Consider the following 13866-nt stretch of genomic DNA (forward strand, 5'->3'; position numbering starts at 1 on the left):
TGCAATAGAGCCGCGTCGCGGCGAAATGTTCAACCCTCCAGGCCGATCAATTGTCGCCGGCTGCGCTCGAACCAGTCGAGCAGGTAATCGGCGAGCACCTGGGTGCGCCGCGGCAGGCCGCCCTGGAACGGATGGACGAGGAACATCGGCGTGCTGCGCGTCTGGTAGTCGCGCAGCAACCAGGCCAGGCGGCCGTCGCCCAGTTCGTCGTGGACCATGTATGACGGCAGCCGGGCGATGCCGGTGCCGGCCAGCGCGGCCTTCTTCAACAGGCTGTAGTGGTTGCTGGCGAGAAAGCCGGAAACCCGTACCCGCTCCAGCCGATGGCGGCGGTGATAGAGCCACTCCTCATGGCCGCTGTAGTGCGAGTTCAGCAGGCACTCGCGCTCGGCCAGCTCGGCCGGGCGTTGCGGCTCGCCATGTCGCGCCAGGTAAGCGGGACTGGCGCAGGTGATTTCCTGCAGGACGAACAGCGGCCGCGCCACCAGCCGGGCGTCCTGCTCGACCCCAGAGCGGATCGCCAGGTCGAAGCCCTCGCCAACCAGGTCGCGCAGGCCGTTGTACAGGTCCAGCTCGACACGCAGCAGCGGATGGCGCTCCTGGAAGTCCTCCAGCAGTGCATCGAACAGGGTCTCACCCAGCGAGACCGGGAGGGTCACCCGCACCCGTCCTTCCGCTCGCTCCTGCAAGCGCGCCACCGCCTGCCGCGCGCGCTCGGCCTGCACCAGCAACGCCTGCGCCTCGGGCAGCAGCGCGGCGCCGGCGGCGGTCAGCGAAAGACGGCGGGTGGTGCGGTGCAAGAGGGTTACGCCGAGCTTCTGCTCGAGGACGCCAATGCGCTTCGACAGTTGGCCCTTGCTGCAACCGAGGCGCTCGGCGGCGCGGGTGAAACTGCCCAGGTCGTGGAGTACGGCGAAGGCGGCGAGATCGTCCAGGTCCTTCACGATTGTTTCCCTATGAAAACGGCAGGTTGTCGATTGACAGGATTATCCACAGCAAAGGCGACTCTACACTGGAAACCACTCACCTTCACGCAACGAGAGGCCTGTATGAAAATCATCCTGATCGGCGCCAGCGGCACCCTTGGCAAGGGCATCGACAAAGAACTCGGCGAGCGCCACGAGATCGTCCGGGTAGGCCACAGCAGCGGCGATTTCCAGGTCGACATCAGCGACGCGGACTCCATTCGCGCCCTGTTCGAGAAGACCGGTCGCTTCGACGCGCTGGTCGCCGCGGTCGGCAAGGTGCACTTCGGCGCCCTGGAGGAAATGGGCGAGGCGCAATACCAGCTCGGCCTGCGCGACAAGCTGATGGGCCAGGTCAACCTGGTACTGCTCGGCCGCGAGTACGCCAACGACGGGGGCTCCTTCACCCTCACCAGCGGCGTGCTCGCCGAGCAGCCGATCCGCTTCGGCAGTTCGGCGAGCATGGTCAACTGCGCCGTCGAGGGCTTCGTCCGCGGCGCAGCCCTGGAGTTGCCGCGCGGCCTGCGCATCAACGCCGTCAGCCCGACCGTGGTCAGCGAGGCGCTGCCCGGCTACGCGCCCTACTTCCGTGGCTTCAAGCCGGTTCCGGCGGCGGACGCCGCGCTGGGCTACGCACGCAGCGTGGAAGGCGCGCAGACCGGCCAGGTGTACCGCATCTGGTAAGCGATATTTCTCAGGAGAGGCGGTCGGCGTAGCAGGTCGGCGAACTGCCCGGCTGCTGGCGGTCCAGCTCTTCCTCGAGGAACTCGGCCAGCACCACGGCATTGTTGTGCTGCTGGTCGTGGGCGCCGTAGAGCAGCGTCAGGGTGCCCTCGCGAGCGCAGTCGAGCAGGCCCCACCAATGTTCCGGGTGCGCCTGCAACTCGGCGCGGTAGTGTTCACGGAAGCTGTCGAAGAGTGCCGGATCGTGGCAGAACTGCTTGCGCACCTCGTTGGAGGGCGCGACCTCCTTCAGCCAGTCGTCCATGGCCAGGGCTTCCTTGCGGATGCCGCGCGGCCACAGCCGGTCCACCAGTACGCGCCGGCCATCGGCGGGCGACGCCGGTTCGTATACACGCTTGCATTGGATCATCGATCGACTCCCTGGTTGCGATGAAGTCCGATCCGGACTTGAGCTAGGCCCGGACGCTCGGTAACGTGGGCGCATTTTCGATGGAGTCTTCCCTATGCGCCCTGCCCGTCTGCTGGTCTACAGCCTGCTCCCCTTGTTCGCCGCCTGCCAGGTGTGGAAGCCCGAATCGCCGAGCACCAGTGTAGACACCCGCTTCCAGGGCGAACTGGTGAAGATCAACGGCGCGCTGCAATTCCGCCCCTGTACCGAGAAGCGCCTGTTCAGCATCGAGGACGTGGCCAATACCGGCCTGCGCCGCGAAGCCGATAGCCTGTTCGACGACGGCGCCCAGGGCCTGTTCGTCGACCTGCGCGGCACCATGGGACCGGCCAAGGTCCGCGGTACCGACGGCAAGCTGGAGGTCAGCCGACTGTACCGCGTGCAGAACGAGGGCCCCGGCTGCGACGACCCGAACTTCAAGCTGCTGACCTTCGCCGCCAATGGCAACGAACCCTTCTGGAGCGCCAGGGTGAACAACCAGGGCCTGCGCCTGGACCGCCCCGAACACGAGACCCTGGCCTTGCCTTACGTCGCCGAGGAACTGCCGAACGGCAGCACCAGCTATTCCAGCGAGGCGAACGGCAAGAAGGTCGAACTGTGGATCGCCCCGTCGTCCTGCACCGACAGCATGAGCGGTGCCTTCAGCAGCTACTCCGCCGAACTGCGCATCGATGGCGAGACGCTGCGCGGCTGCGCCTATCCGGGCGCACTGGGCAAGTGAAGCGAGGGGCCGCGCGACGGCCCTTTCCCTACAAGAGCAATCCGGCCTGCTCCAGGCGCCGCCGCAGCGCCGTCAGGCCGCCCTCGTACTCCCAGTAGGCGACGCGCCCGTGGGAGGCGCTGACCAGCAGGTATTTCTCGCTGATCGACTGGATCCGTTCGATGCGCAGCAGTTTCTCGACGAAGCGTTCCTCGCCGATCTGCTCGACGATTTCCCGGTTGTCCGCGTCGTAGCCGTGGACCATGAAGGCGGCGCGCACCTTGAGGCGGATGAAACTCATCGCACGGCTCTGCGCTGGAGGGAAAGATTGCGATGGCACACCGTCGAGCGCCCCGAGCCGTTCGGCCGCCGCGCCGGATCGGCGTAGGTCTCCAGCTCGACGAAGCCGGCCTTGCGCATCATTCCCGCCGACGCCAGGTTCTCTTCGTGACGATCGATATAGACATCCTCGATGCCTTCGTCGGCCAGTTGGGCCAGCACCGCCTCCAGCAACGCGCTGCCGAGCCCCTGGCCGGCCGCCGCCGGATGCACTACCGCCTCGCAGATGTAGGCCCGCGGCGCATCGGCACGCTGCGGCTGGTAATGGGCGAAATCCTCGGTGCGGCGGAAGCTGGCGAACCCCAGCAGCCGATCGTCGCGCTCTGCCAGGACGGCCCGTACCTCGCCGTCGGCGATGGCTCGCAGATGCGCACGCACCCCCTCCTCCGGCAGATGGTTCCAGGGATTCGGCCCGTGGCTCAGCAGCAGGTCGGTCATGGCCTCGATATCGCCGGTTTCGGCAGCTCGCAAACGGTGCATATCCACTCCTTCAAAGTCCAACCACCAGCAGCCCGTCGGGCAACGCCACGCCGCGCTCGACGCAGGCAGCCAGCGCCTCGACCAGGGGTTCCAGCGCATAGCCCTGCCTGGCCAGCCAGACCGGATCATAATAGGTGGTCGCATAGCGTTCGCCGCCATCGCAGAGAATCGCCACCAGCGACCCCTTCTCGCCGGCCGCGACCATTTGCCGTGCGGCCACCAGGGCGCCGATCAGGTTGGTTCCGCTGGAGCCGCCGACCCGCCGCCCCAGGCGCCGGGCCAGGTAATGCATGGCCGCCAGCGACCAGGCGTCCGGCACCTTGACCATCGCGTCGATCACTTCCGGCAGGAAGGACGCCTCGACCCGCGGCCGGCCGATGCCCTCGATCCGCGAACCGCAATCCAGGGTCAGGCCACGGTCGCCGCTGACATAGGCGTCGAAGAACACCGAACGCTCGGCGTCGGCGCAGAGTACCCGGGTGCAGTGCTGGCGATAGCGCACGTAGCGGCCGAGGGTCGCCAGGGTGCCGCCGGTACCGGGGCTGGAGATCAGCCAGGTCGGGGTCGGGTACGGCTCGTGGCGCATCTGCTGGAAGATCGATTCGGCGATGTTGTTGTTCGCCCGCCAGTCGGTGGCGCGCTCGGCATAGGTGAACTGGTCCATGAAATGGCCACCGCTCTCCCGCGCCAGGCGTTCGGACTCGGCGTAGATCTGGGTGGGGTCCTCCACCAGGTGGCTCTGGCCGCCGTAGAAGGCGATCTGGGCGATCTTTTCCTTCGAGGTGCTGGCCGGCATCACGGCGATGAAGGGCAGGCCCAGCAGGCGTGCGAAATAGGCTTCGGAAATCGCCGTGGAGCCGCTTGATGCCTCGATCACCGGCGCGGCCGGCCTGAGCCAGCCGTTGCACAGCGCATAGAGGAACAGCGAGCGCGCCAGGCGATGCTTGAGGCTGCCGGTGGGGTGGCTGGACTCGTCCTTGAAGTACAGTTCGACGCCAGGCAGGCCGGGAGTCTCCAGAGGGATCAAATGGGTATCGGCGCTGCGCTGGAAATCCGCTTCGATGATGCGGATCGCCTCACGGGCCCATTGGCGTTGGTCGACGGTCATGGAAACTCCTTCAGTTCAGGACGCCGGCCGGAGGCGGCGGCGGAGCGCTGCGCCACTGGCTGATGGCGACGCCGATGAAGACCAGGCCGGCAGCGAGCATCTGCGGGCCGTTGAGGGTTTCGCCGAGGAACAGCGAGGCGAATACCAGGGTGAAGACCGGGATCAGGTTGATGAAGCCCGAGGCCTGGCTGGCCGGCAGTCGACCGACGCCGAAGTTGTACAGGCCGTAGGCGCCCACCGTGACCACCACGCCGAGATACACCACCGCCTGGATCCCCAGCGCGCTGGGCTGGCTCGGCAGGGCGGCGCTGGCCAGCGCCAGCGGCAGGAAGAACAACGTGCCGACGAAGGCCTGCATGGCGGTCAGGGCGAATGCCGAGTAGCGCGCCGACAGGTGCTTCAGCAACAGGGTATAGCCGGTGGCGCAGAGCATCGCGAGAAGTTCGAAGAAGTTGCCCAGCAGCGGCTGCGGCGCGTGCAGGTCGGGCTCGCCGGCGAGGCTCAGCCAGATCGAACCGAGCACCGCCAGGCCGAAGCCGATCCAGGTCATCCGGCCGATCCGTTCGTGCAGCAGCAACCAGGCCCCCACCGCCACCAGCAACGGCAGCAGCGCGGTGATCATCCCGGCCTGGGCCGCGCTGGTGTATTGCAGGGCGAAGGATTCGCAGAGGAAGTACAGGCAGGGTTCGCAGACGGCCAGGCCGAGCAGGTACTTCCAGTCGCCCGAGCGGTAGTCGATGCGTCCCCGCCAGCGCCAGGCGACGAGGAACACCAGGCTGCCGAGGGCCATGCGACCGAAGATCACCCAGAGCGGCGGCAGTTCGCGGAAAGCGACCTTCAGCACCACGTACGAACTGCCCCACAGCGCCATCGCCAGGATCAGGCAGGCCAGGGCGAACCAGCGCGTCCGAGTCAAGGGAATCTCCACCACGGGCGCCGTCGCGGCGCCGGAAAAAGGACTCCCAGTATAGGCAGCCGACTAGCCGCGCCGACAGGCACAGAAAGCGGGCAAAACTGTTGCGCCGTGCCTCACTGCTCCCAGGGCTTGCCGCGAGTCTTCTTCTCCAGCGGCAACTGCTGCAGCACCGCGGCCTTGGCCAGCATGTAGGCGCTGACCGGAGCGCTGATGAAGAGGAACAGGCTGATCAGCAGCTCATGCAGGCTGATGCCCGCCTGGCGGTTGGAGAAATAGATCAGCGAGGCGACGATCACCCCGCCGACCCCGAGGGTGGTGGCCTTGGTCGGCCCGTGCAGGCGCATGAAGAAGTCCGGCAGGCGGTACAGGCCGATCGCGCCGATCAGGACGAAGGCGCTGCCCAGCAGGAGGAACGCCGAGACGAGGATTTCCACCCACAGGCTCAGGGGTTCGCCAGTCATTCGATGATGTCTCCGCGCAGCATGTATTTGGCCACCGCCACCGTACCGACGAAACCGAGCACCGCGATCAGCAGCGCCGCCTCGAAGAACAGGTCGCTGTCGCGCCAGATGCCGTACAGCACCAGCAGGGCGATGGCGTTCACGTAGAGGGTGTCCAGCGCCAGCGCCCGGTCCGGCAGGCACGGCCCCTTGACCAGGCGCGCCAGGGTCAGCAACAGGGCCAGGCCGAGCAGCGCCAGGCACAGCGGGATCACGTAAGCGAGCATGGGAAGATCTCCTTCAGCGGCGCTTCGTAGCGTTGCTTGATCTCGGCGATCAGCGCCGCCTTGTCCGGCACGTCGAGGCCGTGCACCAGCAGGGTCTTGCGGTCGTCGCTGAGGTCCGACGACACCGACCCCGGGGTCAGCGAGACGATGCTCACCAGCACGCTGATGGCGAGGTCGTTCTCCAGCTCGATCGGCACCTCGACGAAGGCCGGACGCAAGCGCTCGATCGGTCCGAGGGTCAGACGGGCAACCTGGACATTGGCGACGAGGATGTCCCACATCACCAGCACCAGCAGCTTCAACAGCAGCAACGGATGCCACTCCTGGCTGCGCCCGACCAGCAGGCGGTTGGTCAGCAGCGGAATGCACACGCCGAGGAAGGCGCCGAGCAGCCAGTGGCCGATGGCGAAGGAATCCACCAGCAGCAACCAGACCAGCAACAGCAGGACACTAAGCACGGGATGAGGCAATACGCGAAGAAGCGGACGCGGCAACGAACGGCTGATCATGCGGCACCTCCGCGGGTGATGATCTGGCGATACAGGTCGAGGTCGTGCAACTGCGCCGCGGTGGCCTGGACGTAGGCCAGCAGCGGCTTCGCAGCGAACACCAGCAACGGGCCGGCGGAGAGCAACAGGATGCAGGCGAACAAGCGGCCGTGGTCCAGTTCGGCGCTACCGAGCACGGTATGCCCGGTACGCCAGAACACTGTGCTGCCGGCCCGGCTCAACGCCACCAGCGCCACCAGGCCACTGCCCAGTACCACGCTCCACAGGGCCAGCGCCTGGCTGCCGGGAGCGACCGACTGCAAAAGCATGATCTTGCCGAAGAACCCCGACAATGGCGGCAGACCGGCGACGGCGATGGCACCGATGAAGAAGGCCCCGCCGAGCAACCGAGGGTTCTGCAACGCCGGGCCCTGGACCAGGTCGCCGGCCTTGTCGCCGCGCTGGCGGGCGACCAGGTCGGCGAGCAGGAACAGGCCACCGGCGATCCAGGTACTGTGCAGCAGGTAGTACAGCGACGCCGCCAGCGCCCGCTCGCTGCCCAACGCCACGCCAGCCAGGAGGGTTCCGGCGGAGACCACCACCAGGTAGGCCAGCAGGCCTTGCAGGGTCCGCGCCGCCAAGGCACCGATCGCGCCCAGGCCGAGGGTCGCCAGGGCCAGCGGCCAGAGCCAGGCCTGCGCCAGGTTGGCCAGCTCGCCGGCGGCCTCACAGAAGACCAGCGTGTAGACCCGCAGGATCGAGTAGATGCCGACCTTGGTCATGATCGCGAACAGCGCCGCCACCGGCGCGCTGGCCGCGGCATAGGCGCGCGGCAGCCAGAAGTACAGCGGCAACAGCGCCGCCTTCAGGGCGAACACCACCAGCAGCAGGAGCCCGGCTGCCGCCAGCAGCGGCGCGCGCTCGGCATCGGCCATGGCGATCTTCTGCGCCATGTCGGCCATGTTCAGGGTGCCGGTGAGGCCATACAGGGTACCCACGGCGATCAGGAAGAACGCCGAGCCGACCAGGTTGAGGATCACGTAGTGCAGGCCCGAGCGCACCCGCTCCGCGCCGCCGCCATGCAGGAGCAGCGCGTAGGAGGCGATCAGGAGTATCTCGAAGAACACGAACAGGTTGAACAGGTCGCCGGTCAGGAAGGCGCCGTTGATACCGAGCAGCTGGAACTGGAACAACGCGTGGAAATGCTTGCCCAGGCGGTCGTCGCCACGCAGCGCGTAGATCAGCGCGGCGCTGCCGAGCACCGCGGTGGCCAGCAGCATCAGGGCGGCGAGACGATCGAGCATGAGCACGATGCCGAACGGCGCCGCCCAGTTGCCCAGGGCATAGACGCTCAGGTCGCCGCTGGCAGCCGTGCGCATCAGCAACAGACTCAATGGGATCAGCGCCAGCGCCGCGAGCAACGACAAGCCGCGCCGCCAGCGCTCGGCCAGCGGCAACAGCAACAGGCTGCCGGCAAACAGGGGGAGCAGGATCGGCAGGATCAGCCAATGGCTCATGGGCGCGGCTCCTCCTCGTCCGGGCGTCCATCTACGTGGTCGCTGCCGAGATCGCCGAGGCCACGCAGGGCCAGGACCACGACGAAGGCGGTCATGGCGAAGCCGATGACGATGGCGGTCAGCACCAGCGCCTGCGGCAGCGGGTCGCCATACTCCCCGGGAGTGCCGATCACCGCGACGCTGCCGCCGAGCCGGCCCATGGCGAACAGGAACAGGTTGACCGCGTAGGAGATCAGCGTGAGACCGAGCACCACCGGGAAAGTCCTCGCCCGCAGCAGCAGGTAGACGCCGCTGGCGGTGAGCAGGCCGAGGGTGATGGCGAACAGGGCTTCCATCAGAGCGCCTCCTCTTGTGCGACGGGTTCAGGCATCAGGCTGAGCTTGCCGAGGTAGGACAGGATCAGCAGCGCGGCACCGACCACGGTGAGGTACACGCCGAGGTCGAACAGCATCGCCGTGGCCAGCTCGATCTCGCCGATCAGCGGCAACTCGAAGTGGCCGAACGCGGAAGTCAGGAACGGATAGCCGAACAGCCAGCTGCCAAGCCCGGTGAGCCCGGCGATCAGCACTCCGGCGCCAGCCATGGCCGCATAGTTCAGCGGCAGGCGCTGCTCGACCCACTGCGAGCCGCTGGCGATGTACTGCAGCACCAGGGCGATGGCAGTCACCAGGCCGGCGATGAAACCTCCGCCCGGCAGGTTGTGGCCGCGCAGGAAGATGAACACCGAGATCAGCAACGCCAGCGGCAGCAGCACCCGCGACAGGGTTTCCAGGATCAGCGGGTGCTTGGCGTGGGCCCAGTTGCGCCCCTGCGGGTCGCAGGTCGGCTTGTGCAGGGCGAAACCGGAGAGCATCGCGTAGATACCGACACCGGCGATCGCCAGCACGCTGATCTCGCCGAGGGTATCGAAACCACGGAAGTCCACCAGGATGACGTTGACCACGTTGTAGCCGCCGCCCCCGGAGACGCTGTTCTCGACGAAGAATCCGGCGATGCTCTCGTAGGGCCGGGTCAGCACCGCGTAGGCCAGCAGCGCCACCAGCATGCCGACCCCGCCGGCCAGCGCCACGTCGCGCAAGCCGCGCAGGCTGGAGGACTCCGCCGGAGTGCGCGAGGGCAGGAAATACAGCGCCAGGATCAGCAGGACCATGGTCACCACTTCCACCGACAGTTGGGTCAGCGCCAGGTCCGGGGCCGAGAAGCGAGCGAAGGCCAGGGCCACCAGCAGGCCGGCGACGCTGAGGATCAATAGCGCGACCAGGCGCATGCGATGGAACAGCGCCGTGGCCAGGCCGCTGAAGGCCAGCACCAGCATGCCCAGGGCGGTGATACCGTCCAGCGGGGTCAGCCCGCGCGAGCCGGTCAGCCTCGCCAGCGGCGCCAGCTCGACCGCCACCACGACCAGCGCCGCGCCCAGCAGCCAGGCCAGGTAGCGCTGCAGCGACCCGTTCTCCAGCCAGGCGGTCAGGCGCGCGGCCAGGGCCACCACACGTTGCACCTGCTGCTCGAAGACCAGCTTGGCGTCCACCTCCGGCAATCCGGCATACCAGTTGAACAGCGGCTTGCGCAGGACATAGACCAGCACACCGCCAACCAGCGCCACCACGCTCATCAGCAATGGCAGGTTGAAACCGTGCCAAATCGCCAGGCTGTATTCCGGCAGTTGCCCGCCAAGGCTGGCACTGGCGGCGGCGGCCAGCAGCGGCGCCACGGTGTAGGCCGGCAGCATGCCGACCAACAGGCAGAGGAACACCAGGATCTCCACCGGTACCTTCATGTAGCGCGGCGGCTCGTGGGGCGGGAACTTCGGCAACCGGGCCGGCTCGCCGTTGAAGAACACGTCGTGGATGAAACGCAGCGAATAGGCCACCGAGAACACCCCGGCCAGGGTCGCCACCGCCGGCACCAGCCAGTTGAAGCTGCCCAGCAGGTTCTGGCTGAGGGTTTCGCCGAAGAACATCTCCTTGCTGAGGAAGCCGTTCAGCAGCGGCACCCCGGCCATCGCCAGGGAGGCGACGATGGCCAGCACCGCGGTATGCGGCAGGTACTTCCACATCCCGTTGATCAGGCGCATGTCGCGACTGCCGGTCTCGTGGTCGATGATCCCGGCGGCCATGAACAGCGAGGCCTTGAAGGTCGCGTGGTTGATGATGTGGAACACCGCGGCGACGTTCGACAGCGGGGAGTCGAGGCCGAACAGCAGGGTGATCAGGCCCAGGTGGCTGATCGTCGAGTAGGCCAGCAGCCCCTTCAGGTCATGCTGGAACAGTGCCATGCCGGCGCCCAGCAACAGCGTTACCAGGCCGCTCAGGCTGACCAGGTAGAAGAACCACTCGGTGCCGGCCAGCGCCGGATACAGCCGGGCCAGCAGGAACACGCCGGCCTTGACCATGGTCGCCGAGTGCAGGTACGCGGAAACCGGGGTCGGCGCCGCCATCGCGTGGGGCAGCCAGAAATGGAAGGGGAACTGCGCCGACTTGGTGAACACGCCGAGCAGGATCAGGATCAGTACCAGCGGATACAGGGCGTGGGCGCGGATCAGCTCGCCAGCCGCGAGGACCTCGGTGAGTTCGAAGCTGCCGGCGATGTGGCCGAGCAGCAGCACCCCGGCCAGCAGCGCCAGGCCGCCCCCCCCGGTAACGGTCAGGGCCATCCTCGCACCCTTGCGGGCGTCGGAACGGCTGCCCCAGAAGCCGATGAGCAGGAACGAGGACAGGCTGGTCAGCTCCCAGAAGAGCATCATCAGCAAGAGATTTTCCGCGAGCACCACGCCGAGCATGGAGCCCATGAACAGCAGCAGGAAAGCGAAGAAACGCCCCATCGGCTCCTGTTCGGAGAGGTAGTAGCGGGCGTAGAGGATCACCAGTAGGCCGATGCCGAGGATCAGCAGGGCGAAGAGGAAACCGAGGCCGTCCAGGCGCAGGCTGAGGTTGATGCCGATTTCCGGCAGCCAGGAATAGCTGGCGGTCAGGGTCTGCCCGGCGAACACCGTGCCGCGCTGCCCGAGCAACAGGACCAGGCCGATCAGCGGCGCCACGCCGGCGGACGCCGCGCACAAGGTGCGGCCGCCACGCTCGGCGAGCAGGGGCAACAACGCCCCCATGAACGGCAGCGCGATGATCAGCGCCAGAATCATGGGCTACTCCTCTTCGGTGGCGGAGCCCCCGGCATGCCTGGCCGGCGGTGCTTCCCCGCGGTTGTCGGTGCGCGGCCGGATCGCCAGCAGCTCGAAGCCCCGCCCGCCACCGGCAGGCGCGGCGCAACGGAGCTGCGATTATCGCAATCTATCGAATGAACGTCATGGATTGAATTATTACAAAATTCAGGCGTTCCGACTGCCGGAAAGCCGAAAAAAACTCTGCAACGGCAACGACTTGAAGCTTAGCAAGACAACCCCGGCAATGGCTCGGCGACACAACGAAAACGGCCGGCGAAGTGCCGGCCGTGGGACAACGAGGGAAGAATCAGTGAGCGACGCGGCTGGTGCCGTTGACGGTCAGGATGCGCACGCGCTCGCCGACGCGGAAGATCTGGCCCTGGTCGACCTGCTGGACGTAGGCGCGGGTGCTGCCGTCGTCTTCGCGCACGGTGATCTCGACGCCCTGGGTGCGCGTCAGGCCTTCTTCGGTAGCCGCGCCCAGCAGACCGCCAGCGACCGCGCCGATGATGGCCGCGACGTAGCTGCCCTTGCCGCCGCCCACCGCGCTGCCGGCGACACCGCCGACGCCGGCACCGGCGATGGAACCGATCGGGGTCTTGGTGCCTTCGATCTTGACCGGGCGCAAGGCCTGGATGGTGCCCATGCGTACAGTCTGCACGGTACGGGCTTCCTCACGGCTGTAGGTATCGCCGGTGAGGCTGGATTGGCAGCCGCCAAGAGCCAGGGCCATGGCGGTGAAGGAAGCAACGATCAAGGCAGACTTGCGCATAACGGCATCTCCGAAAGGGATAACTGACGAATATTAGACTCTCCCGCAGCCGCTCCTGTCACCTGGCCGGCGCGAGATAATCGAATCGATTCAGCAATGGTACAGGTTCGTTCAGTTTCGACCGAACCCTCCCGCTTTCATCGGCGGGACCGATCGGCTAGGGTGAGCGCCCGCAGAAGGAACAGCCATGGACTATTTCATCATCGTCGTCACCACCGCCGCCGGCCTGTATTTCCACTGGTGGATCTACTGGCGCATCCGCCGCTGGATGGACCGCGACCTGGCGCTGTCATTCGCCGGCGACGACCCGCAAAAGCGTGACTATCTGTTACAGCGACTGGCCGAGGCCAAGGCCAGCAAGGTGAAGCGGCGCGACCTGCCAGCCTGGCTGGAGCGCGCCGCCGCCGACTACCCTTCCCGCGAAGCCTGAGCCAGGCGCCAGAGCCGGGCGATCTGCTCGGCGCGCGCCTCCAGTTCCGCCGCCGCTCCGGCACAGGCCTGCTCCAGGCTGATCGGTCCCGGCGCCAGGCTGAACGCCGCATCGATGCCGGCATCGTGCAGGCGCTGGTAGCCGTCGCCCAGGCTGCCGGCCAGGGCTACCACGGGAACGCCGGCCTGGCGCGCGATCCGCGCCACGCCCACCGGGGTCTTGCCGTGCAGGCTCTGCGCATCCAGGCGGCCCTCGCCGGTCAGCACCAGGTCGGCACCGACCAGCGCATCGGCCAGCCCGGCCAGCTCCGCCACCAGTTCGATGCCTGGGCGGAAACGCGCGCGGAGGAATGCCCTCGCGGCGAAACCCAGGCCGCCGGCGGCGCCGACGCCCGGCACCCGGCTGAAGTCCTCGCCCAGGGTCGCCGCGACCACCTTGGCGAAGTGCGCCAGGGCGGCATCCAGTTGCGCCACCTGTTCGACGCTGGCGCCCTTCTGCGGACCGAACACCGCCGACGCGCCGCGCGGCCCGCATAGCGGGTTGTCGACGTCTGCGGCGACTTCCACCGCGACATCCACCAGGCGCGGATCCAGCCCGCCCAGGTCGAGACTGTGCAGGCCCGCCAGCGCGGCGCCGCCGGGCGCCAGTTCCTCGCCGTCGGCAGCCAGGAAACGCACGCCGAGCGCGCTCAGCAGGCCGGCGCCGGCATCGTTGGTAGCGCTGCCGCCGAGGCCGAGGATGATCTTCCGCGCCCCGGCGTCCAGCGCCGCACGGATCAGCTCGCCAGTGCCACGGCTGCTGCTGCGCGTGGCGTCGCGGCGGTCGCGCGGGACCAGGTGCAAGCCGCTGGCGGAAGCCATTTCGATCACTGCGGTGGCGTCGTCCAGCCAGCCCCAGTGCGCCGGGGTCGGCTCACCGAGCGGGCCTTCGACCCGGCATTCGCGACGTTCGCCGGCGGTGGCGGCGAGTACCGCATCGACCGTGCCTTCGCCGCCGTCCGCCAGTGGCCGCAGCAACACCTCGGCCTGCGGGAAGACTCGCCGCCAACCGCGGGCGATAGCCTCGGCGACGTCGGGCGCGGACAGGCTTTCCTTGAACGAATCAGGAGCAATCACGATTTTCATCAGTCACCTCA

17 protein-coding genes are annotated in these 13866 nt (G+C 67.5%); 3 read left to right on the forward strand and 14 right to left on the reverse strand.

Features of this window, described 5'->3' with window-relative positions; all coding sequences use genetic code 11:
- Positions 1 to 29: 29 nt before the first annotated feature.
- Positions 30 to 944, reverse strand: a complete 915-nt coding sequence (locus VQ067_RS20710) for a LysR family transcriptional regulator (RefSeq protein WP_003116312.1) — start codon at positions 942 to 944, stop codon at positions 30 to 32.
- 105 nt (positions 945 to 1049) lie between these two features.
- On the opposite strand from VQ067_RS20710, the gene VQ067_RS20715 reads away from it, so the two are divergent.
- Positions 1050 to 1649 carry a short chain dehydrogenase gene (locus tag VQ067_RS20715; protein ID WP_003108693.1) on the forward strand — a complete coding sequence of 200 codons (600 nt, stop codon included), beginning with the start codon at positions 1050 to 1052 and terminating at the stop codon, positions 1647 to 1649.
- Positions 1650 to 1659: 10 nt separating this feature from the next.
- Here the strand turns inward: VQ067_RS20715 and VQ067_RS20720 are convergent, their stop codons facing one another.
- The gene (locus tag VQ067_RS20720; RefSeq protein WP_003086382.1) at positions 1660 to 2058 is read right to left on the reverse strand and encodes a DUF488 domain-containing protein; all 399 of its coding nucleotides are present in this window, start codon (positions 2056 to 2058) and stop codon (positions 1660 to 1662) included.
- A 94-nt stretch (positions 2059 to 2152) separates the two neighbouring features.
- Between VQ067_RS20720 and VQ067_RS20725 the strand changes: the two genes are divergently transcribed.
- Positions 2153 to 2818 (forward strand): COG3650 family protein, encoded by a 666-nt coding sequence (locus tag VQ067_RS20725; RefSeq protein WP_003082099.1) that lies wholly within the window; start codon positions 2153 to 2155, stop codon positions 2816 to 2818.
- 28 nt (positions 2819 to 2846) lie between these two features.
- Here the strand turns inward: VQ067_RS20725 and VQ067_RS20730 are convergent, their stop codons facing one another.
- From VQ067_RS20730 to VQ067_RS20780, 11 genes are all read right to left on the reverse strand, one after another.
- Positions 2847 to 3098, reverse strand: a complete 252-nt coding sequence (locus VQ067_RS20730) for a hypothetical protein (RefSeq protein ID WP_003082096.1) — start codon at positions 3096 to 3098, stop codon at positions 2847 to 2849.
- Positions 3095 to 3616, reverse strand: coding sequence for a GNAT family N-acetyltransferase (locus VQ067_RS20735; RefSeq protein WP_003086379.1), 522 nt, complete (start codon positions 3614 to 3616; stop codon positions 3095 to 3097). Before VQ067_RS20735 ends, VQ067_RS20730 begins: the two co-directional genes overlap by 4 nt.
- A gap of 10 nt (positions 3617 to 3626) precedes the next feature.
- A complete protein-coding gene (locus tag VQ067_RS20740; protein WP_003086377.1) occupies positions 3627 to 4724 on the reverse strand; it encodes a PLP-dependent cysteine synthase family protein in 1098 nt (365 codons plus the stop codon).
- Positions 4725 to 4734: 10 nt separating this feature from the next.
- A complete protein-coding gene (locus VQ067_RS20745) occupies positions 4735 to 5640 on the reverse strand; it encodes a DMT family transporter (protein ID WP_033990279.1) in 906 nt (301 codons plus the stop codon).
- 113 nt (positions 5641 to 5753) lie between these two features.
- Positions 5754 to 6101, reverse strand: coding sequence for a Na+/H+ antiporter subunit G (locus tag VQ067_RS20750; protein WP_003086373.1), 348 nt, complete (start codon positions 6099 to 6101; stop codon positions 5754 to 5756).
- Positions 6098 to 6367, reverse strand: a complete 270-nt coding sequence (locus VQ067_RS20755; protein ID WP_003082079.1) for a K+/H+ antiporter subunit F — start codon at positions 6365 to 6367, stop codon at positions 6098 to 6100. The genes VQ067_RS20750 and VQ067_RS20755 overlap by 4 nt, the downstream gene beginning before the upstream one ends.
- Positions 6352 to 6876: a Na+/H+ antiporter subunit E gene (locus tag VQ067_RS20760; protein ID WP_003134007.1), complete on the reverse strand. Its 525-nt coding sequence runs from the start codon at positions 6874 to 6876 to the stop codon at positions 6352 to 6354. The genes VQ067_RS20755 and VQ067_RS20760 overlap by 16 nt, the downstream gene beginning before the upstream one ends.
- Positions 6873 to 8372 carry a monovalent cation/H+ antiporter subunit D gene (locus VQ067_RS20765; RefSeq protein ID WP_033990281.1) on the reverse strand — a complete coding sequence of 500 codons (1500 nt, stop codon included), beginning with the start codon at positions 8370 to 8372 and terminating at the stop codon, positions 6873 to 6875. Before VQ067_RS20765 ends, VQ067_RS20760 begins: the two co-directional genes overlap by 4 nt.
- Positions 8369 to 8707, reverse strand: coding sequence for a Na+/H+ antiporter subunit C (locus VQ067_RS20770; protein ID WP_003082068.1), 339 nt, complete (start codon positions 8705 to 8707; stop codon positions 8369 to 8371). The genes VQ067_RS20765 and VQ067_RS20770 overlap by 4 nt, the downstream gene beginning before the upstream one ends.
- Positions 8707 to 11508, reverse strand: coding sequence for a monovalent cation/H+ antiporter subunit A (locus tag VQ067_RS20775; protein ID WP_033990283.1), 2802 nt, complete (start codon positions 11506 to 11508; stop codon positions 8707 to 8709). The genes VQ067_RS20770 and VQ067_RS20775 overlap by 1 nt, the downstream gene beginning before the upstream one ends.
- A 328-nt stretch (positions 11509 to 11836) precedes the next feature.
- Entirely contained in the window at positions 11837 to 12301 is a 465-nt protein-coding gene (locus tag VQ067_RS20780; protein ID WP_003082056.1) for an outer membrane lipoprotein, read from the reverse strand.
- Positions 12302 to 12488: 187 nt separating this feature from the next.
- Here VQ067_RS20780 and VQ067_RS20785 point away from each other — a divergent pair, with 187 nt between their 5' ends.
- Positions 12489 to 12731 (forward strand): hypothetical protein, encoded by a 243-nt coding sequence (locus tag VQ067_RS20785; RefSeq protein WP_003082053.1) that lies wholly within the window; start codon positions 12489 to 12491, stop codon positions 12729 to 12731.
- Here the strand turns inward: VQ067_RS20785 and VQ067_RS20790 are convergent.
- Positions 12710 to 13855, reverse strand: a complete 1146-nt coding sequence (locus VQ067_RS20790; protein WP_033990285.1) for a glycerate kinase — start codon at positions 13853 to 13855, stop codon at positions 12710 to 12712. The genes VQ067_RS20785 and VQ067_RS20790 overlap by 22 nt on opposite strands.
- Positions 13856 to 13866 lie beyond the last annotated feature (11 nt).

This window comes from Pseudomonas sp. KBN12P06040, assembly GCF_037574965.1.
Lineage (GTDB): Bacteria > Pseudomonadota > Gammaproteobacteria > Pseudomonadales > Pseudomonadaceae > Pseudomonas > Pseudomonas aeruginosa.